Source organism: Polaromonas sp. YR568 (assembly GCF_943369415.1).
Taxonomy (GTDB): domain Bacteria; phylum Pseudomonadota; class Gammaproteobacteria; order Burkholderiales; family Burkholderiaceae_C; genus Polaromonas.
On the sequence record NZ_CALRNF020000057.1, the window covers coordinates 1 to 18,196 of the forward strand.

The 18,196-nt window shown below is 62.4% G+C and carries 26 protein-coding genes, 1 pseudogene and 1 riboswitch; of the genes and pseudogenes, 10 read left to right on the top strand and 17 right to left on the bottom strand.

All coding sequences use genetic code 11. The features are described 5' to 3' along the window. Positions 1-234: 234 nt before the first annotated feature. Positions 235-705: a hypothetical protein gene (locus tag ACLV74_RS24085; protein WP_411881959.1), complete on the bottom strand. Its 471-nt coding sequence runs from the start codon at positions 703-705 to the stop codon at positions 235-237. 194 nt (positions 706-899) lie between these two features. Here ACLV74_RS24085 and ACLV74_RS24090 point away from each other — a divergent pair, with 194 nt between their 5' ends. From ACLV74_RS24090 to ACLV74_RS24115, 6 genes are all read left to right on the top strand, one after another. Beyond that, positions 900-2,132, top strand: a complete 1,233-nt coding sequence (locus tag ACLV74_RS24090) for a CaiB/BaiF CoA transferase family protein (RefSeq protein WP_411881960.1) — start codon at positions 900-902, stop codon at positions 2,130-2,132. Positions 2,133-2,162: 30 nt separating this feature from the next. Then, entirely contained in the window at positions 2,163-2,897 is a 735-nt protein-coding gene (locus tag ACLV74_RS24095) for an alpha/beta fold hydrolase (protein ID WP_411881961.1), read from the top strand. Then, positions 2,894-3,379 (top strand): hypothetical protein, encoded by a 486-nt coding sequence (locus tag ACLV74_RS24100; RefSeq protein ID WP_411881962.1) that lies wholly within the window; start codon positions 2,894-2,896, stop codon positions 3,377-3,379. The genes ACLV74_RS24095 and ACLV74_RS24100 overlap by 4 nt, the downstream gene beginning before the upstream one ends. A gap of 15 nt (positions 3,380-3,394) precedes the next feature. Next, positions 3,395-3,928 (top strand): GrpB family protein, encoded by a 534-nt coding sequence (locus ACLV74_RS24105; protein ID WP_411881963.1) that lies wholly within the window; start codon positions 3,395-3,397, stop codon positions 3,926-3,928. Between the two features lie 155 nt (positions 3,929-4,083). Further along, positions 4,084-4,192, top strand: a riboswitch (glycine riboswitch). A gap of 114 nt (positions 4,193-4,306) precedes the next feature. Next, positions 4,307-5,620, top strand: coding sequence for a D-amino acid dehydrogenase (locus tag ACLV74_RS24110; RefSeq protein WP_411881964.1), 1,314 nt, complete (start codon positions 4,307-4,309; stop codon positions 5,618-5,620). 75 nt (positions 5,621-5,695) lie between these two features. Then, positions 5,696-6,214: a DinB family protein gene (locus ACLV74_RS24115; RefSeq protein WP_411881965.1), complete on the top strand. Its 519-nt coding sequence runs from the start codon at positions 5,696-5,698 to the stop codon at positions 6,212-6,214. 19 nt (positions 6,215-6,233) lie between these two features. Here the strand turns inward: ACLV74_RS24115 and ACLV74_RS24120 are convergent, their stop codons facing one another. After that, positions 6,234-6,833 (bottom strand): OmpW/AlkL family protein, encoded by a 600-nt coding sequence (locus tag ACLV74_RS24120; protein ID WP_411881966.1) that lies wholly within the window; start codon positions 6,831-6,833, stop codon positions 6,234-6,236. Between the two features lie 416 nt (positions 6,834-7,249). Between ACLV74_RS24120 and phnD the strand changes: the two genes are divergently transcribed. After that, positions 7,250-8,212, top strand: a complete 963-nt coding sequence (phnD, locus tag ACLV74_RS24125; protein WP_411881967.1) for a phosphate/phosphite/phosphonate ABC transporter substrate-binding protein — start codon at positions 7,250-7,252, stop codon at positions 8,210-8,212. Positions 8,213-8,442: 230 nt separating this feature from the next. On the opposite strand, the gene ACLV74_RS24130 is transcribed toward phnD, so the two are convergent. After that, on the bottom strand, positions 8,443-9,153 hold the full coding sequence (locus ACLV74_RS24130) for a DUF4197 domain-containing protein (protein WP_411881968.1): 711 nt from the start codon (positions 9,151-9,153) through the stop codon (positions 8,443-8,445). Between the two features lie 46 nt (positions 9,154-9,199). Between ACLV74_RS24130 and ACLV74_RS24135 the strand changes: the two genes are divergently transcribed. Continuing rightward, positions 9,200-9,682, top strand: a complete 483-nt coding sequence (locus ACLV74_RS24135) for a TlpA disulfide reductase family protein (RefSeq protein WP_411881977.1) — start codon at positions 9,200-9,202, stop codon at positions 9,680-9,682. Between the two features lie 66 nt (positions 9,683-9,748). Here ACLV74_RS24135 and ACLV74_RS24140 read toward each other — a convergent pair whose 3' ends face one another. Beyond that, positions 9,749-10,204 carry a c-type cytochrome gene (locus ACLV74_RS24140; protein ID WP_411881969.1) on the bottom strand — a complete coding sequence of 152 codons (456 nt, stop codon included), beginning with the start codon at positions 10,202-10,204 and terminating at the stop codon, positions 9,749-9,751. Between the two features lie 202 nt (positions 10,205-10,406). Between ACLV74_RS24140 and ACLV74_RS24145 the strand changes: the two genes are divergently transcribed. Then, complete coding sequence (locus ACLV74_RS24145) at positions 10,407-11,093, top strand: cytochrome b/b6 domain-containing protein (RefSeq protein ID WP_411881970.1); 687 nt, start codon at positions 10,407-10,409, stop codon at positions 11,091-11,093. A gap of 70 nt (positions 11,094-11,163) precedes the next feature. Further along, positions 11,164-11,652 carry a GNAT family N-acetyltransferase gene (locus tag ACLV74_RS24150; protein WP_411881971.1) on the top strand — a complete coding sequence of 163 codons (489 nt, stop codon included), beginning with the start codon at positions 11,164-11,166 and terminating at the stop codon, positions 11,650-11,652. 74 nt (positions 11,653-11,726) lie between these two features. On the opposite strand, the gene ACLV74_RS24155 is transcribed toward ACLV74_RS24150, so the two are convergent. From ACLV74_RS24155 to tuf, 13 genes and pseudogenes are all read right to left on the bottom strand, one after another. Further along, complete coding sequence (locus tag ACLV74_RS24155) at positions 11,727-12,233, bottom strand: peroxiredoxin (protein WP_411881972.1); 507 nt, start codon at positions 12,231-12,233, stop codon at positions 11,727-11,729. A gap of 198 nt (positions 12,234-12,431) precedes the next feature. Further along, positions 12,432-12,701 (bottom strand): 30S ribosomal protein S17, encoded by a 270-nt coding sequence (rpsQ, locus tag ACLV74_RS24160; RefSeq protein ID WP_007866526.1) that lies wholly within the window; start codon positions 12,699-12,701, stop codon positions 12,432-12,434. Further along, positions 12,698-12,907: a 50S ribosomal protein L29 gene (gene rpmC, locus ACLV74_RS24165; RefSeq protein ID WP_411881973.1), complete on the bottom strand. Its 210-nt coding sequence runs from the start codon at positions 12,905-12,907 to the stop codon at positions 12,698-12,700. The genes rpsQ and rpmC overlap by 4 nt, the downstream gene beginning before the upstream one ends. Before the next feature lie 12 nt (positions 12,908-12,919). Next, on the bottom strand, positions 12,920-13,336 hold the full coding sequence (gene rplP / locus ACLV74_RS24170) for a 50S ribosomal protein L16 (RefSeq protein WP_007866520.1): 417 nt from the start codon (positions 13,334-13,336) through the stop codon (positions 12,920-12,922). A 24-nt stretch (positions 13,337-13,360) separates the two neighbouring features. Continuing rightward, positions 13,361-14,266, bottom strand: a complete 906-nt coding sequence (gene rpsC / locus ACLV74_RS24175; RefSeq protein ID WP_411881974.1) for a 30S ribosomal protein S3 — start codon at positions 14,264-14,266, stop codon at positions 13,361-13,363. A gap of 12 nt (positions 14,267-14,278) precedes the next feature. Beyond that, a complete protein-coding gene (gene rplV / locus ACLV74_RS24180; RefSeq protein ID WP_007866508.1) occupies positions 14,279-14,608 on the bottom strand; it encodes a 50S ribosomal protein L22 in 330 nt (109 codons plus the stop codon). Between the two features lie 9 nt (positions 14,609-14,617). Continuing rightward, a complete protein-coding gene (rpsS, locus tag ACLV74_RS24185; protein ID WP_007866503.1) occupies positions 14,618-14,896 on the bottom strand; it encodes a 30S ribosomal protein S19 in 279 nt (92 codons plus the stop codon). Positions 14,897-14,905: 9 nt separating this feature from the next. Continuing rightward, complete coding sequence (gene rplB / locus ACLV74_RS24190; protein WP_092130383.1) at positions 14,906-15,730, bottom strand: 50S ribosomal protein L2; 825 nt, start codon at positions 15,728-15,730, stop codon at positions 14,906-14,908. Next, positions 15,730-16,065: a 50S ribosomal protein L23 gene (gene rplW / locus ACLV74_RS24195; protein WP_411881975.1), complete on the bottom strand. Its 336-nt coding sequence runs from the start codon at positions 16,063-16,065 to the stop codon at positions 15,730-15,732. The genes rplB and rplW overlap by 1 nt, the downstream gene beginning before the upstream one ends. Next, positions 16,062-16,682, bottom strand: coding sequence for a 50S ribosomal protein L4 (rplD, locus tag ACLV74_RS24200; protein WP_007866495.1), 621 nt, complete (start codon positions 16,680-16,682; stop codon positions 16,062-16,064). Before rplD ends, rplW begins: the two co-directional genes overlap by 4 nt. Further along, positions 16,682-17,365, bottom strand: a complete 684-nt coding sequence (gene rplC / locus ACLV74_RS24205) for a 50S ribosomal protein L3 (protein WP_411881976.1) — start codon at positions 17,363-17,365, stop codon at positions 16,682-16,684. The genes rplD and rplC overlap by 1 nt, the downstream gene beginning before the upstream one ends. A gap of 215 nt (positions 17,366-17,580) precedes the next feature. Further along, positions 17,581-17,895 carry a 30S ribosomal protein S10 gene (gene rpsJ, locus ACLV74_RS24210; RefSeq protein ID WP_007838118.1) on the bottom strand — a complete coding sequence of 105 codons (315 nt, stop codon included), beginning with the start codon at positions 17,893-17,895 and terminating at the stop codon, positions 17,581-17,583. 25 nt (positions 17,896-17,920) lie between these two features. Beyond that, a pseudogene (gene tuf / locus ACLV74_RS24215) lies at positions 17,921-18,196 on the bottom strand (elongation factor Tu); the annotation flags it as partial.

The window sequence follows — 18,196 nt, forward strand, 5'->3', positions numbered from 1 at the left end:
AGCTATCGGTTCAAAAACAGCTCTGCAAAGACTCAGCCCAAAAAGGAGAAAACCAAGAACTTATCCACATCGTGAGCACCTTCTGCTCACAAAGAGTGTGGGTCAATATTCGATGGAAAACTCGGGTCAGACTTCAGCGGAATTCAACAAGCAACAGCCAAAGTCCCGATCGGACCTCCGGTCAAGCTGTTTTCCTCCCTCTCCCCCTTGACGGCGGTGCCAGCCCTCTGCGCGCTACTCATAGATCCCCAGCAACTTGAAGCGGTTCTGCGTTTCCGTCAAGGTCAAGGTATCGGTCGCTGAAGCACAGGTGACTGAGCCCACTGTTGTTTGGCCCTTGCTGACATTGATCGTCGTCGGGCCCGCCAGTGGCTCGTACACCAGGTACTCATAGCCATCGTTGGTGAAACTCAGCGAAGCCCCCCTGGGCGCGAGGCGGAGGAGAAAGTGACCCTTTGGATGTTCCCGCGGCTCAGGAAACGAGAACTCCAGTTTCTGGTTCTTCCCGGCTCGGTACTGCATGTAGCCTGTGGTCGGGCTGCGGTCGGCAGAGGCGCACAAGGAGTAGACCTTTCCCCTGGCGGCGCAGGACCACTCCGTCACCTCTTCTTTGGTGCAGAGGCTAGGCACCGCAAAGGAACTCACAGAGAAGAGGGAAAGCGCCAGCAGCAGAGGGACTCGGAAAACCATAACACTGACCTTCATACATTGCGCCAAAACGCCGGGCAACATGGCGCCCTGCGAAATGGCAGGGCCTGGGGGATTCTGATGTTTTGCATGAGAACGGCCAGCTTATACCAAGCCGCTGCAAGAGCGCAAAGGCAGATTGAGCGATCAAAGTTGCCAATGACCTGGTCGTTCCCTGCACCACCGCAGCGCGCTGAAGGCAAAATGCCCCCATGAACTCCCTAGACGGCATCCGCATCCTCGACCTCTCCCGCGTGCTCGCGGGCCCCTGGTGCACCCAGACGCTCGCCGACCTCGGCGCGGATGTCATCAAGATCGAACGGCCGGGCAGCGGCGACGACACGCGGACCTGGGGGCCGCCGTTTTTGAAGGATGCGCAGGGCGCGGACACCGAGGCGGCTTATTACCTGGGCACGAACCGCAACAAGCGCTCCGTGACCTGCGACATTGCCCAGCCCGCGGGCCAGGCGCTGGTGCGGGAGCTGGCTGCGCATTGCGACGTGTTTGTGGAGAACTTCAAGGTGGGCGACATGGCGCGCTACGGCCTGGATTACGCGTCGCTCAAGGCCATCAACCCGCGCATCGTGTACTGCTCGGTCACGGGCTTCGGGCAGAACGGGCCGTATGCCGATCGCGCGGGGTACGACTACGCGATCCAGGGCATGGGCGGGCTGATGAGTGTGACGGGCGAGCGCGACGACCTGGGCGGCGGGCCGCAGAAGGTGGGCGTGGCGGTGGCGGATTTGATGACGGGCATGTATGCGACGGTGGCCATCCTCGCTGCGCTGCGCCATGCCGAGAAAACCGGCGAGGGCCAGCAGGTGGACATGGCGCTGCTGGACACGCAGGTGGCCATGCTGGCCAACCTGGGCGCGAACTACCTGGTGAGCGGCAAGGCGCCGGGCCGGGCGGGCAATGCGCACCAGAACATCGTGCCGTATCAAGTGTTCGAAGTCGCACCGGCCGTTGATGGCAGCAAGGACCATTTGATTCTGGCGGTGGGCAATGACTCGCAGTACGCAAAATTCTGCGCGGTGGCCAATATTCCGGAACTGGCGACCAACCCGTTGTTTGCGACCAACCGCAACCGCGTGCAGAACCGCGGCCAGCTGGTGCCGATACTGGAAGCGGTGATGAAGACGCGCACCAAGGCCGACTGGCTGGCGGCGCTGGAGGCGGCGAAGGTGCCTTGCGGCGCGATCAACAGCCTGGCGGAGGTGTTTGCCGACCCGCAGATTGAAGCGCGCGGCATGGTGACCGAATGGCGGCACCCGGTGAAGGATGATTTGAAGCTGGTCTCCAGCCCGATACGGCTGAGCGCGACGCCGGTGCGCACCGATTTGCCGCCGCCGCTGCTGGGCCAGCACACGGACGAGGTGCTGCGCGAGCTGCTGAACTATTCGGATAGCAAGCTGTCTGAACTGAAGAACGGCAAGACCATTTGAGGCGGTGAGCCAACCCAAAAAGGTGATGCGATGAAACACAATTTTGTCCTGGTGCACGGTGCGTGGCACGGCGGCTGGTGCTGGCGGCGTGTGGCGCAGGCGCTGCAGCTGGACCACCACAAGGTGTTCACGCCGACGCTGACGGGCGTGGGCGAGCGGGCGCACCTGCTGTCGCCGGCGATCAACCTCGATACGCACATCAACGACGTGCTCAACGTGATTGAAGCGGAGGAACTGCATGAGGTGACGCTGGCGGTGCATTCCTACGCGGGCATGATTGGCACGGCCATTGCCGACCGCATGGGCGCGCGGCTGAAGCACCTGGTGTATGTGGATGCGGTGCTGCCGCGCCCGGGCGAAAGCTGGAGCAGCACGCAGGCCAGCGCGACGCAGCAGCAGCGCATGGCGGCGGCGCAGGCCTCGCCCTGCTTCAGCTTTCCGGCGCCGGACCCGGAGGTCTTTGGCCTGCATGATGCGGACCGCGAATGGGTGCAGCGCCGGCAGACACCGCACCCGGGCAACACCTACCAGGCGCCATTGAGTTTTGACGTGCAACGCGTGGCGGCCGTGCCGCGCACCTTTGTGAACTGCACACAGCCCGCGCTGGCGACCATAGAGCCGAGCCGGCTGCGCGCGAAGGACCCGAAATTCTGGGACGGCGCCTGGCTGCCGAATTCGCGCGTGGTGGAGATCAAGACCGGGCACGACCCGATGATCAGCGAGCCGGCAGCGCTGGCGCGCATCCTGCTGGAGTGCGCCGAATGAAACAGGCAGTGGGGCGACGCAGCTTCGCAGCCGCACTGGCGGGCAGCCTGGCCTGGCCTTTGCAGGCGCAGGCCAAAGACACGGCCCTTCCCGTGCCGGCTTCATTGCCCGAGGCGGCGCGGCTGGCCGCCAGCCAGGGCGAGCCGCTGGTGCTGCTGGTGAGCCTGCCGGGCTGCCCGTATTGCGAGCTGGTGCGGCGCAACTACCTGCTGCCGGCGCGCAGGGAAAGCGGCTTGCAGGCCTGGCAGCTCGACATCACCGACATCCGCACGCCGCTGACGGGCTTTGACGGCAGGGTGACCACCGCGGCCGCGCAGACCAAGGCCTGGAAGGCGACCTTCACGCCGACGGTGCTGTTCCTGGGCCCGCAGGGCCAGGCGCTGGCCGAGCCGCTGGTGGGCGCGGCGATCCCGGATTTTTACGGGGCCTACCTGGACGAGCGGCTGGCTCTGGCGCGCACGGCGTTGTTTGCGCTGCGCTAGAAACCTGCCCACGCCATGACGGACGCCGAGTCGCTGCAAGCCGCCATTGACGAAGAGGTGGCGCTGCTGGCTTATGACCCGCGCTGGCCTGGCTTGTTCGAGGCCGAGCGGGCGCGGCTGCAATCCCTGTTTCCCAATGATTTCATCGCCATCGAGCACATGGGCAGCACGGCCGTGCCGGGGCTGGCGGCCAAGCCGGTGATCGACATCCTGGCCGGTGTGGAATCGATGGCGGCGGCCAGGGCGCTGGTGGGGCCGCTGTGCGCGAACGGCTACACGGCCTCGGCTGAATTCAACGCCGGGCTGGCGGACCGGCAATGGCTGATGCGCTGGGCCGAGGGGCATCGCACCCACCACCTGCACCTGGTGGTGCACGGCGGCCCGTTGTGGGCGCAACGCCTGCGCTTTCGCGACGCGCTGCGCGGGGACGCGGCGCTGGCGGCGCGTTATGCGGCGCTCAAGGCCGGGCTGGCGGCCCAATACCCCAGGGACCGCGAGGCCTATACCGAGGCCAAGGCCGTGTTTGTGCGGGCGGTGTGCGAAGGCTGAGCCGCGCGGGCCCGGCGCCAGGCGCCCATTTGGGACTTTGGAAATTCGGGCTTCGGTGGTAAATTCAACCCGTTCAAGCAGGAGAGCGCTGCCACGAGGCAGCCACCGAAGGCGCAAACTTCCATAATCGCTCAGGTCCCGTACTGCCCGGAAACACACAGCCGTCTGGAGAGACGCCGCATGCAATGTGCGGCGCACCGAAGGAGCAAAGCCGATGCGAGCGCAGCGGCTGAATCTCTCAGGTACCAAGGACAGTGGAAGCGGCCGCAAGCATGTGATGGCTTGGCGGTTGCCACGATTCTTTTTCTGGATTCAAGCACCCCCAAACGCACTGCGCTTGCGCAACGCAATGTCTGCTTGAAATGAAAAGGAATCGCCATGAAAGTCATGGTTTTGGGTGCGGGTGTCACGGGGGTCACGACGGCCTGGTATCTGGCGCAGCGTGGGCACGAGGTCACAGTGGTAGAGCGGCGCGGGGCGGCCGCGATGGAAACGAGTTTTGCGAACGGCGGGCAGATTTCCGTCAGCCACGCGGAGCCCTGGGCCAACCCGGGGGCGCCGCTCAAGGTGTTGCAGTGGCTGGCGCGGGAGGACGCGCCGCTGCTGTTCCGGCTGCGGGCCGACGTGAACCAGTGGCTGTGGGGGCTGGAGTTCCTGCGCAACTGCACGCCGGCGCGCACCGCGCAGAACATCCGGCAGATCGTGAACCTGGGCATGTACAGCCGCAGCGCGCTGCAGAAACTGCGGGCCGAGCTGGGCCTGCAGTACGACGCGCAGACCAAAGGCATTCTGCACTTCTACACCAGCCAGGCCGAGTACGACGCCGCGCAGGAACCGGCGCGCATCATGCGCGAGCACGGCTGCGAGCTGGACATGAAAACCGCCGATGAGTGCGTGGCGATAGAGCCGGCGCTGGCACAGTGCCGCGCGAGCATTGTTGGCGGCAGCATGACGCCCAGTGACGAATCGGGCGACGCGCAGGCCTTTACCGCCGCGCTGGCCGCGCGCTGCGAGCAGGCGGGCGTGAAGTTTCTCTACAACACCAACATTCTGGACGTGCAAACCGCGGGCGGGCAGCTCGACGGCGTGCAGGTGGCCAGGGGCCGCGGCGAGGCGGGCGGGCGTGTGGAGACGCTGAAGGCCGATGCGTATGTGATGTGCCTGGGCGCTTTCAGCGCGCCGTGGGCGAAGCGGCTGGGGCAGAGCCTGCGCATCTACCCGGCCAAGGGTTATTCGGTGACGCTGCCGGTGATCAATGAAGACGCGTCTTACCAGGTGAGCCTGACGGACGATGAGTACAAGCTGGTGTTCTCGCGCTTCGGCAACCGCTTGCGCATCGCGGGCACGGCGGAACTCAACGGCTACAACACCGACCTGAACCTGGTGCGTTGCAATGCCATCGTGCGCCGCGTTCAGCAGCTGTTCCCGGAGATGACGGACGGCAAGGGCGCGCAGTTCTGGACCGGGCTGCGCCCGGCGACGCCGAGCAACGTGCCTTACATCGGCAGGAGCAAGACGCCCAATCTGTTCCTGAACACGGGCCATGGCACGCTGGGCTGGACGCATGCCTGCGGGTCGGGCGCGGCGATTGCCGACATCGTGAGCGGGCGCGAGCCGGAACTGGATTTTGCGTTTACCGGCATGCCGTCGCGGGGGCGTTCCATGGCCTTGCCGGGCACGGCGAAGGCCTGAAGACCGGGGCGCATGCGGCGCAGGGGCGGACACGGTAATATCGCGCTCCGTTCATCCGCCCTCCCCCTCGCCGCCATGACAACACCCGCTGCCGCACCCCTGAATCCCGCCACCCTGCAGGCCATGGCGGATTTCCCGCGCCAGCTGGAGCAGTTCTACGAGGCGATTCCGGAAAGCCACAGGAACTGGACGCCGGCGTCATGGGAAGGGATTCCGAGCGAGACCTTTTCGGCGCTGGGCCAGATCTGCCACGTGAGGGACATCGAGGTCGATGGCTACCACCTGCGGTTTGAGCGCACGCTGGCGGAGGCGAACCCGGTGCTGGCATCGCTGGACGGTTACGTCCTTGAGAAGGAGCGCGGCTACGCAGCGGCCGACGCGCAGGAGGTCTTCGCGGCCTTCCGCGCGGCGCGGGCCAAAACGATGGGCATGCTGAGCGGCCTCACGCCCGATGCGCTGGCGCGCACGGCGGAGTTCGAGGGTTACGGCGCCCTGACCTTGCGCAGCCTGGTGCACTACCTGTGCAGCCACGACCAGCAGCATCTGGCCGGCCTGCAATGGCTGCTCGGCAAGATCGACGCGTCCCGCGCTTAGCCCGCCGCGCGCAATTTGCCTAGAACCGCCAGCCAAGCCCCACGCCAAACAAGGTCGGGTCGGCCTTGAAGGTGCCGATGTTGGCGCCGCCCGCGGACACGTCGGTGCGGATGTAGACCTTCTTCAGGTCGAAGTTGAGGGACAGCTGTTTGGTCAGGGGAATGTCCACGCCGACCTGCAGCGCCGGGCCCCAGCTGCTGCGTTTGATGTCCACGCCGGGCGGCAGGCTGACCGCGCTGAAGCGGGTGTAGTTGATGCCCGCGCCGACATAGGGCTTGAAGGCGCCGGAACCTATCGGGTCGAAGTGGTATTGCGCCGTCAGCGTGGGCGGCAGGTGCTTGAAGCTGCCGATGGTGGTGCCGCGGGACGTCAGCGTGTGTTTTTGCGGGACCGTCAGCACCAGTTCGACCGCGACCTTGGGCGTGATGAAGTAGCTGATGTCGACCTCGGGGATCCACTTGTTGTTGATGGCCAGCCCGAGGCCGGTGCTGTCGCCGTTGGCGCTGTCCAGGTGGACGGCGCGGGCGCGGACCAGCCAGGGGCCTTCAACGGTTTGGGCAAAAGCGGTGCCCGACAAAAGGCCGCAGAGGGCGGCGGCGGCGATGACTTGTTTTTTCATGGTGAGCAGCGGAAGAAACGGGAACATTCCCGTGATTGATTGGAGCCGCGGGGCCTTTGGGGCGGCTTGATCTGGCGCAAATGCGCGCCCGCCGGCAAACGCAATCAGCGCAGGCCTTGCGATAGGTCAAATGGGCCGGCCTGCCTGGCTGCCAGCGAAGGTCCAAGCGGCTCGCGCCGCGGCCGCCGGGTGGCATTTGTAACTGCGACCTAGCAGGAAAAGCGTTTTCCGCGCTACCTTGGCCCTCTCTTTTTTCAGCAAAAAAACCACGAATTTTCCCGGGGTATTCCCGCTGTGTGGCACTTTAGGGGCTGCCCAGCTGTAAGTAAAAGTTAATTTGGCGGCACACTGCCTGAACGGCTTGGCGGCCGTGCTTGCCGCAACTGCGGTCCAACAATCACTTTGGGATGAACAACATGACGGTTTATTGGCGTAATGTGGCGGTGCTGGCAGGCACGGCCCTGGCTCTGGGTTCCACGGTGGCGCAGACCGAAAGCCCGCGTCCGGCAAAAGCAAAGGCGGCGGCCGCACCGGCCGCGGTCGAGAAATTTTCAGGCCCGCGCGAAAAAATGGTGGTGGCCATGCCCAAGACCTATGGCAAGACCGAGACCATGGCCTTGTGGGGCGACTACTTCAGCCACCTGTCGCGCTGTGCCAATGTGGAGTTGCAGAACGCCCAGGGCGATTCGCTGGAGCGCACCAGCAACGTCGACATCCTGGGTGAAAAGGAACTGGTCGAAGCGCTTTCGACCGGCAAGGCCCAGATCGGGCAAGTGAACCCCGGCCTGGCCGCGCAGATGGTGACCGCCGGGCAGGCCGCGCCGTTTGCGGTGCCGGGCAACAAGGCAACCGGCCAGCGCAACTCCTACAAGCTGATCCTGATCAGCCGCATCGACAGCCCGTACAAGGAACCCAAGGACCTTATCGGCAAGAAGATCGCGCACACGACGCCGACGTCCAACTCGGGCAACCTGGCGCCGCGCGTGCTGTTCCCGGCCTTGGGCCTGACGCCGGACAAGGACTATGAAGTGGTTTTCTCCAATGGACATGAGCGCTCGGTCACGGGTGTGATGCACGGCTTTTACCCCGCCGCGGCCGTGGCCAGCGACCTGTACCAGCGTATGGTCGTCAAGGGCGACGTCAAGGGATCGAGCATTCGCACGATCTGGGAAAGCCCGCCTTTCATGACGGAAACCTGGACCATGAGCAAAGAGGTGTCGCCTGAGCTGCAGGCACGCGTCAAGAAGTGCTCGTTCGCCTATACCTTCTCGCCCACGCTGAAGAAACAGCTGCCCGGCAACGACACCTTCCTGCCCATCAATTTCGACCGCGACTTCGCAACGGTGATGCAGGTCTACCGCGCTACGCAGAAAAAGTAACACCCCCGTCCAGGCTCACTGCGTGTAGCCTGTTCCCCCCTCGAGGGGGCGGCGCCTGCGGTCTGGCAAAGCCAGTCCCGCGGCCCCTGCTGGTGAAATACCTCCACTAGTCACACCCACAGGATTCTTCAAGCCAGCATGAGCCGTGGAACCGGCTTTGCCGGGCCACAGGCGGGCGGCCCCCTCGGGGGGCAGCGACCCACACGAAGTGGGGGGAGCGTGGGGGCCTGTTATCTGGCCCCAAATACTTTCTTCAAGATCGCGCTGCCGGTGCCGACCGGATCCTGGCGTATCTTCTTTTCTTCCTCGCCGATGATGAGGTAGAGGCCGTCCAGCGACTTGCCGGTGACGTATTGCTGGATGTTGGCGTCTTCCTTCTTGACCAGGCCGAAGCCCGCAGCCTTGCCGGCGAATTCGTTGTATTTGTTGGCCAGGCCGACTTTTTCGGTGGCCTTGGTGACGACGGGCAGGAATTTCACGCCCAGCGGCGCGCGGGTCTTTTCGGCGAAGAAGGTGGTGACGGAAGTCTCGCCGCCGGTGAGGATGTTTTTGGCGTCGGTGACGTTCATGCCGCGCACCGCGCTGACCAGCAGGTCCTTGCCCATGGGCACGGCGGCTTCGGCGGCGCGGTTGATGGCGGTGACCAGTTCGTCGATGCGCTTGCCCTGGCCGAAGTTTTTCAGCAGTTTGGACGCATCTTCCAGGTATCCTGGCAAAGGAATTCGAACTTTCGGGTTGCCGAGGAATCCATCTGTCTTGCCCAGCAGGGCAACGGCCGCGACGGCGCCTTTTTCAAGGGCGGTTTTCAGGCCGGCGCTGGCGTCGGCATTGCTGATGCCGGACAGGTCGCCGAGCGAAAGCGCGTGGGCCTGGTGGTAAGTGGCCAATATCAGTGCGCCCAACGCGCTGACGCCGGCCTGGTTAAAATTGCGACGTTGCATGATGAGGTCTCCCATGAAATTGACATCCAGCCAGACAGTATGCCGTATGGCTCTGGCCGGCGTTCTGGCGCTGGCGGCCCTGGCAAGCCTGCCCGGATGCAGCGGCGCGCAAGCGGCGCCGGATTCGACCTTCGTGCTGCTGGACGGCAGCAAAAAGACCACCGCCGACCTCAAGGGCAAGGTCACCCTCGTGAATTTTTGGGCCACCAGCTGCGTGACCTGCGTGGCGGAAATGCCCAAGGTCATCTCCACCTACAACAAATACCAGAGCCAGGGCTACGACACCCTGGCCGTGGCCATGAGCTACGACCCGCCCAGCTACGTCGTCAACTACGCCGAAACCCGCAAGCTGCCCTTCAAGGTCGCCATCGACAACACCGGCGCCGTGGCCAAGGCCTGGGGCGACGTGCAGCTCACGCCCACCACCTACCTGGTGAACAAGCGCGGCGAGATCGTCAAGCAGTATGTGGGCGAGCCGGATTTTGCAGCACTGCATCAGTTGATTGAGAAGCTGCTGGCTGAGAGCTGAAGCGTTTCGTGTCCCCCACAAAAAAAGCCGGTTCAAACGAACCGGCTTTTTTTTGGCTGCGGAGGCTTATTGAGCCCTGAAGCTGTCGTGGCAGGCTTTGCAGGTGCCGGCGGTCGAGGCAAACGCGGTCTTCAGCGTGTCGATGTTGCCGGTCTTGGCGGCGGCAGCCAGCTTGGCGGTTTCAGCGACCAGCTTTTCATGGCCTTCCTTGAACTTGGCCTGCTCGGTCCAGACTTCGGGCTTGGCCTTGGTGTTGCCGCCCTTGTCGGTGCCGGGCGCGAAGCCGGCCCAGGGGAGCTTGGCCATGTCGGCCACGATGTCGGCGTTTTCGGCGGCGACTTTGGCGTCAAAAGGAACACGGCCATTGGCCATGGCACCGACACGGCCGAAATGTTGGCTCATGACAAACAGCGCGCTCTGGCGGTATTTGATGGCGTCTTCGGGTTTGGCGAACTGCGCGGAGGCCGGAGCGGCCATGGCCACCAGGGTGAGGGCCGCTGCGATGCTGGCGAAAAGTTTCATGGTATTCCTCGTGAGGTTTTTTTAGGATATGGTCGGTGCAGTCAATGGCAGCGCGCTGGGCTTGCCGCCATGTGGCTGAGTTTAGCCAGGCCTGATAAGTTCCGCAGGAACTTATGCACTACGGGAAAGCACCAAGAGGGCAGCAAGGCCGGCCGGGTGCTATCCCCTTGCATGAAGCAACCCACATGAACGAGGAGTGAGCGTGTACACCAACAAGAATCTGCACAAGGTGCGTGTGTGGGATCTGCCCACCCGGTTTTTCCACTGGGCGCTGGTGGCCTGCGTGATCGGCCTGGCCGTCACCGGCACCGTGGGCGGCAATGCGATGGTGTGGCACTTCCGCTTCGGCTACACGGTGCTGGCCCTGCTGCTGTTTCGCATCGTCTGGGGCCTGGTGGGCGGGCGCTGGTCGCGTTTCGGCGCCTTCATCTACGCACCGCAAAGCGTCATCAATTACCTCAAGGGCCAGGGCAAGCCGGAGCACGGCGTGGGCCACAGCCCGATAGGCGCGGGCTCGGTGTTCGCCATGCTGGGCTTCCTGGTGGCGCAGGTCGGCACCGGGCTGCTCAGCGACGACGAGATCGCGTTCGCCGGCCCGCTGACGCGGTTTGTCTCCAACGCCACCGTGAGCCTGAGCACCAATTACCACAAGAACATCGGCAAGTGGGTGCTGCTGGCGCTGGTGCTGCTGCACATCGCGGCCATCGTGTATTACCTGAGCCGCAAGCACAACCTGGTAGGCGCCATGCTGCACGGCGACAAGGAGCTGGTGGTGCAGGCGCCGTCTGCGCGGGACGACACGGTGTCGCGCGTGGCGGCGGTGCTGATCCTGTCGGTTTGCGGCGGCGTGGCTTATTGGGTGTCGACGCTGGCGGCCGCCGGGTTCTGACGCTGGCCGCCGGTTGAGGGGCGCCGGCGAATCACGTTAAACTGGTCGCCGGCTTTTCGCCGACTACGCCGTGCAACGTCCTTCCATCCAGTTCATCACGCCGGACACACCCGAGCAGCTTGCCGCCACGCGGCTGATCTTCCGCGAGTACGCGGAGCAGCTGGGCGTGGACCTGTGCTTCCAGAACTTCGAGGGTGAACTGGCCGATCTGCCCGGTGAATACGACGCGCCCGAGGGCACGCTGCTGCTGGCGCTGGTGGATGGCGAAGTCGCCGGCTGCTGCGCCTTGCGCGCGCTGGACTCGGTGGATTACCCGAATGCCGGCGAGATGAAGCGCCTGTATGTGCGCAAGCCCTTTCGCCGATTCGGCCTGGGCCGCCAGCTGGCCGAGGCCATCCTGGACGCGGCGCGTGTGGCGGGATACCACTCGGTGCTGCTCGATACGCTGGACGATATGGAGTCGGCGCGCGCCTTGTACACCGAGCTGGGCTTCGCGGAGATCCCGCCCTACTATCACAACCCTATCGCCGGGGCACATTACCTGAAGGTGGATCTTTAGGCCACTGAAGGCGGAAACAAAAAAAGCCACCGGGCTAACGCGCGGTGGCTTTTTTTGTGGCGGAGAGTTTTCTCTCAGCCCTTGGCTTGCGCCAGCAGCGTGGCCGCATCGCTGACTTCAAACTTGCCGGGGCCTTCCACGTTGAGGCTGGCAACCTTGCCGTCCTTGACCAGCATGGAATAGCGGTTGCTGCGCAGGCCCATGCCGCGCGCCGTCAGGTCCAGCGTCAGGCCGGCGGCTCTCGCGAATTCAGCGCTGCCGTCGGCCAGCATGCGCACCTTGTCGCCGGTCTTCTGGTCGCGCGCCCAGGCGCCCATGACAAAAGCGTCGTTGACGCTGAGGCACCAGATCTCGTCGACCCCCGCGGCCTTGAGCTCGGCGAATTTCTCCACATAGCCGGGCACGTGCTTGGCCGAGCAGGTGGGCGTGAACGCACCTGGCAGAGCAAACAGCGCGATAGTTTTGCCGGCCGAAGCCTTGGCCACGTCGACCGGGTTGGGGCCTATGCTGCAGCCGTTGCCTTCGACTTCGGAAAATTCCATCAGCGTGGTGGCCGGAAGGGTGTCGCCTACTTTGATCATGGTGTGCTCCTCTAAAAATAATGAATGGGTTGAAAAATCACCCTCCGCAGTTTAGTGCGGAGCCGGCTAGCGTGCGCTCACTGTGCAGAAACCGGCTTGCCGCGAAGGTCATACGCATGGTCGCCACAAACAAAAATGGCCCACCGAGGTGAGCCATTTTTAAAGCGGACTTGATGCCAGCCCCAGGTAAACCGGGACTTAGACGATCGCGGCCTTTTCAACCAGACGGGTCACAACCCAGTTCTTGGTCTTGGAGATAGGACGGCTTTCGGTGATCTCGATCACGTCGCCCGTGTGGTACTCGCCCTTTTCGTCATGGGCGTGGTACTTGCTGGACAGCGATACGATCTTGCCGTACAGCTCGTGCTTGACACGGCGTTCGACCAGGACCGTCACGGTCTTGGCGCGCTTGTCGCTGACCACCTTGCCGATCAAGGTGCGCTTGAGGGATTTTTTAGCTTCCGTCATTTTTTGGCTCCTTGCTTGACGATGGTTTCGGCCAGGATAGTCTTGGCGCGAGCGATGCTGCGGCGCGTGGAACGCAGCGTGGAAAGGTTGGTCAGTTGCTGCGTGGCTTTTTGCATGCGCAGGCCAAAGTGGGCTTTTTGCAGCTCTTTGACTTCGGTTTTCAGGCCGGCAACGTCTTTTTGGCGAAGTTCAGAAGATTTGGTCATTGTCATTTCCCCTTACTGGCCAATCATGCGGCTGACGAAGGTGGTGCGCAGCGGCAGCTTGGCGGATGCCAGGCGGAACGCTTCGCGGGCCAGCTCTTCAGGCACGCCGACGATTTCAAACACGATCTTGCCGGGCTGGATTTCAGCCACGTAGTACTCTGGATTGCCTTTACCGTTACCCATACGCACTTCAGCAGGCTTTTGGGAAATCGGCTTGTCCGGGAAGACACGGATCCAGATACGGCCGCCACGTTTGACGTGACGGGAAATCGCACGGCGTGCGGCTTCGATTTGACGAGCAGTCAGGCGACCACGGTCGGTGCATTTGAGACCGAAGTCACCGAACGCAACCGAGGAACCCCGGGTTGCGACGCCGGTGTTGCGGCCTTTTTGCTCTTTGCGGTATTTTCTGCGAGCGGGTTGCAGCATTTTGATTCTCCGTTATTAGACCGATTACTCGGTCTTGGCACCGTCAGCTGCTGCAGCTGGCGCGGCTTTACGGACGCGCTTAACGGTGGTTTTCGGGGCTTCGCTACCAGGGGTAGCTTCAGCCGGCTTGTCGCTACCATCCGCCGGAGCGGTGTTGGTCGCGCCGCGCGGTGCGCGAGCACCACGTGGAGCGGGACGGTCGTTGCCTGGACGATCACCAGGACGGGCATCACGGCGTGGGCCGCGCGGCTTGCGTTCTTCGTCAGGCACTTCGGCCATCTTGGCGCCGGGCGCATCGTTGCGGCCCAGCGTGTCGCCCTTGTAGACCCAGACCTTGACGCCGATCACACCATAGGTGGTCTTGGCTTCGGAGGTGCCGTAGTCGATGTCGGCGCGCAGGGTGTGAAGGGGCACGCGGCCTTCGCGGTACCACTCGCAACGGGCGATTTCAATGCCGTTGAGGCGGCCGGACGACATGATCTTGATGCCCAGGGCACCCAGACGCATGGCGTTTTGCATGGCGCGCTTCATGGCACGGCGGAACATGATGCGTTTTTCAAGCTGCTGCGTGATGCTGTCTGCGATGAGCTTGGCATCAATTTCAGGCTTGCGAACTTCTTCGATGTTCACGGCGACCGGCACGCCCAGCTGGCGGCTCAGTTCTTTTTTCAGCGCTTCGATGTCTTCGCCTTTTTTGCCGATCACAACGCCCGGACGTGCCGAGAAAATCGTGATGCGGGCGTTCTTGGCGGGGCGCTCGATCAGGACGCGCGAAACCGCGGCGTTCTTGAGCTTGGCCTTGAGGTACTCGCGAACCTTGATGTCTTCGGCGAGCATGCCGGCGAAATCACGGTTGCTTGCGTACCAGCGGCTGGCCCAGTTGCGGCTGACTGCAAGGCGAAACCCGGTTGGGTTGATTTTTTGTCCCATATCCTGCTGCCTTTAGTTGCCAACCACCACGTACACATGGCACGTGGGTTTGCTGATGCTGTTGCCGCGGCCTTTTGCGCGCGCGGAGAAACGCTTGAGCGTGGCACCTTGTTCGACGTAGATGGTTTTCACCTTCAGCTCGTCGATATCGGCACCATCGTTGTGTTCAGCGTTGGCGATGGCGGACTCCACAACCTTCTTGATGATTCCAGCAGCTTTTTTCTGCGTGAAATTCAGGATGTTGAGGGCTTGATCCACTTTCTTGCCGCGGATCAGGTCAGCGACCAGACGGCCTTTGTCGACCGACAGACGAACGCCCCGGAGGGTTGCACGTGTTTCCATGGTCTTTCCTTACTTTCTCACAACTTTTTTGTCAGCCGGATGACCTTTGAAAGTCCGGGTGAGTGCGAACTCGCCCAGCTTGTGGCCAACCATTTGATCGGTGATGTAGACAGGTACGTGCTGCTTGCCGTTGTGCACGGCGATGGTCAGGCCGATGAACTCGGGCAGGATCATGGAGCGACGCGACCAGGTCTTGATCGGCTTTTTGTCCTTGTTGGTAACGGCCTTGTCGGCTTTAGCTACCAAATGATGGTCGACAAACGGACCTTTTTTGAGTGAACGTGTCATGGGTTAGCCTTACTTCTTGCGACGCGAAACAATCATCACTTGCGTGCGCTTGTTGTTGCGGGTGCGGTAGCCCTTGGTCAGGTTACCCCATGGATCGACAGGATGGCGGCCTTCGCCGGTCTTGCCTTCACCACCGCCGTGCGGGTGGTCAACGGGGTTCATCACCACACCGCGAACGGTCGGGCGAATACCCATCCAGCGTTTCACACCGGCCTTGCCGAGACGGCGCAGGCTGTGTTCTTCGTTGGCGACTTCACCGATGGTGGCGCGGCACTCGATGTGGATCTTGCGAACTTCACCGGAGCGCATACGCACCTGGGCGTAGGTACCTTCGCGGGCCAGCAGCGTTGCCGAGGTGCCGGCGGAGCGGGCGATTTGCGCGCCCTTGCCGATTTGCATCTCGATGCAATGGATGGTGGAGCCCACGGGGATGTTGCGGATAGGCAGCGTGTTGCCGACGCGAATCGGCGCTTCCGAACCGCTGACCAGCGTGGCGCCGACTTCAAGGCCGCGGGGGGCGATGATGTAGGTGCGCTCGCCGTCGGCGTAGCAGAGCAGGGCAATGTGGGCCGTGCGGTTGGGGTCGTACTCGATGCGTTCGACCTTGGCCGGGATGGCGTCCTTGTTGCGCTTGAAGTCCACCACACGGTAGTGGTGCTTGTGACCGCCACCTTTGTGGCGCGTCGTGATGTGCCCGTTGTTGTTACGGCCGGCCTTCTGGAATTGCGGTTCCAGCAGCGGCGCGTAAGGCTCACCCTTGTGAAGGTGATCCCGGGAGATCTTCACCATGCCGCGCATACCCGGCGAGGTGGGTTTCATTTTAATGACAGCCATTACGCAGACTCCCCACCGAGGTTGAGCTCTTGACCTGGCTTGAGCGTCACATAGGCCTTGCGAATGTTGTCGCGGCGGCCGATGGATTTGCCAAAGCGCTTGGTCTTGCCTTTGATGTTCAGGACGGCGACCGACTGGACGTCCACCTTGAACATCAACTGCACGGCGGCCTTGATTTCAAATTTGGTGGCATCCTGCAGCACCTTGAAGGTCACGGCATTGGTCTTGTCCGCGATCATGGTGGCCTTTTCGGACACGATGGGCGCGACCAGGACCTGCATCAGGCGGCCTTCGTCGAATTTCAGTTTTGGAGAAGATGGGTTACGGGCGCTCATGCGAACATCTCCTTGAGTTGGTCCATGGCAGCCTTGGTGACCAGAACTTTCTTGTAGTGGACCAGCGACACCGGATCGGCGTAGCGAGGTTCAACCACCAGGATGTTCACCAGGTTGCGGGAAGCCAGGTACAGGTTTTCATCAACTTCATCAGCGATGACCAGCACCGAGTTGAGGTTCATGGCCTTGAACTTGTCGGCCAGGACTTTCGTCTTGGGCGAGTCCACGGTCAGGGAATCAACCACAGCCAGGCGGCCTTCGCGCGCCAGTTGCGAGAGGATGGACGCCATGCCGGCGCGATACATCTTCTTGTTGATCTTCTGCGTGAAGTTTTCGTCAGGCATGTTCGGGAAGATACGACCGCCGCCGCGCCACAGTGGCGAAGACGTCATACCAGCACGTGCGCGACCGGTGCCCTTTTGTTTAAAAGGCTTCTTGGTCGAGTGACGGACCTGCTCACGGTCTTTCTGGGCACGGGTGCCTTGGCGGGCGTTGGCCTGGAAGGCCACGACCACCTGGTGAACCAGGCTTTCGTTGTATTCGCGACCAAACACGGTATCAGGCACGTCCACTTTGGACGAGGCCAGACCTTGGTCATTCAGGAGTTCGACCTGCATCAGTTCGCTCCTTTAGCAGCGTTGGCGGGCTTGGCTTTGATCGCGGCGCGAACCGTGACAAAACCACCTTTGGAACCAGGCACAGCGCCGCGGATCATCAGCAGCTGACGGGCTTCGTCGATGCGCACGATGTTCAGGTTTTGCGTGGTCACGGTGACGTCGCCCAGATGGCCCGTCATGCGTTTACCGGGAAACACACGGCCGGGATCCTGCGCCATACCGATGGAGCCGGGAACGTTGTGCGAACGGCTGTTACCGTGCGACGCGCGTTGCGAGCTCATGTTGTGGCGCTTGATGGTACCGGCGAAACCTTTACCGATGGAGGTGCCCTGCACGTCCACCAGCTGGCCCACGGCAAACACGTCGGCTGCGGGCACAACGGTGCCTGCAGCGTATTTGCCTGCGACGTCAGCCGTCACGCGGAATTCTTTCAGGATTTCACCAGCTTCAACGCCTGCTTTCGCAAGGTGGCCGGCGGCCGGCTTGGTGACACGCGATGCTTTGCGTGCGCCGAATGCCACTTGAAGGGCATCGTAGCCGTCATTTGCTTCGGTTTTAACCTGGGTCACGCGGTTGTTCGATACATCCACCACGGTGACAGGAACTGTGTCCCCATCATCCGTGAACAGACGCATCATGCCAACTTTGCGGCCCAGCAACCCGAGGGAGTTGCTCAGACTCATGATGTGTTCTTTCGTAACTTTCACCGCTGCGACTTCAATTGGCCGCAGACGTTTTGACGTGAAAGACAGTTAATAAAACCGCCCAAACCATGCAGGCAAGAAGCCAACATGCAAAGGACAGCCCAACAGTATAGCCCAGGCCGCCAAAAATGGCAAACCCGGGCTAAAACCTGTCGATTTGGGGACCGGCTTGTGGCCGAAACCCCGATTTTTGCTTACTGCAGCTTGATTTCGACGTCCACGCCGGCCGGCAGGTCGAGCTTCATCAGGGCGTCCACGGTTTTGTCCGTAGGGTCCACGATGTCCATCAAACGCTGGTGCGTGCGGATTTCCAGCTGGTCGCGGCTCGTCTTGTTGACGTGTGGCGAACGCAGGATGTCGAAACGTTTCATGCGGGTTGGCAGGGGCACGGGGCCCTTGACAATCGCGCCGGTGCGCTTGGCGGTGTCAACGATTTCAGCTGCCGACTGGTCGATCAGCTTGTAGTCAAACGCCTTCAGGCGGATGCGGATTTTTTGCTTGGTGGCCATGGTAATTCCTTATGGTTTGCGGAAATTACGCAATGATCTTGGCAACGACGCCGGCGCCGACGGTCTTGCCGCCTTCGCGGATGGCGAAGCGCAGGCCTTCTTCCATGGCGATCGGGTTGATCAGCTTGACGGTGATCGACACGTTATCGCCTGGCATGACCATTTCCTTGCCTTCTGGCAACTCGATCGCGCCGGTCACGTCCGTCGTGCGGAAGTAGAACTGGGGACGGTAGTTGTTGAAGAAAGGCGTGTGGCGGCCGCCTTCGTCCTTGCTCAGAACGTAGATCTCGCCGGTGAAGTG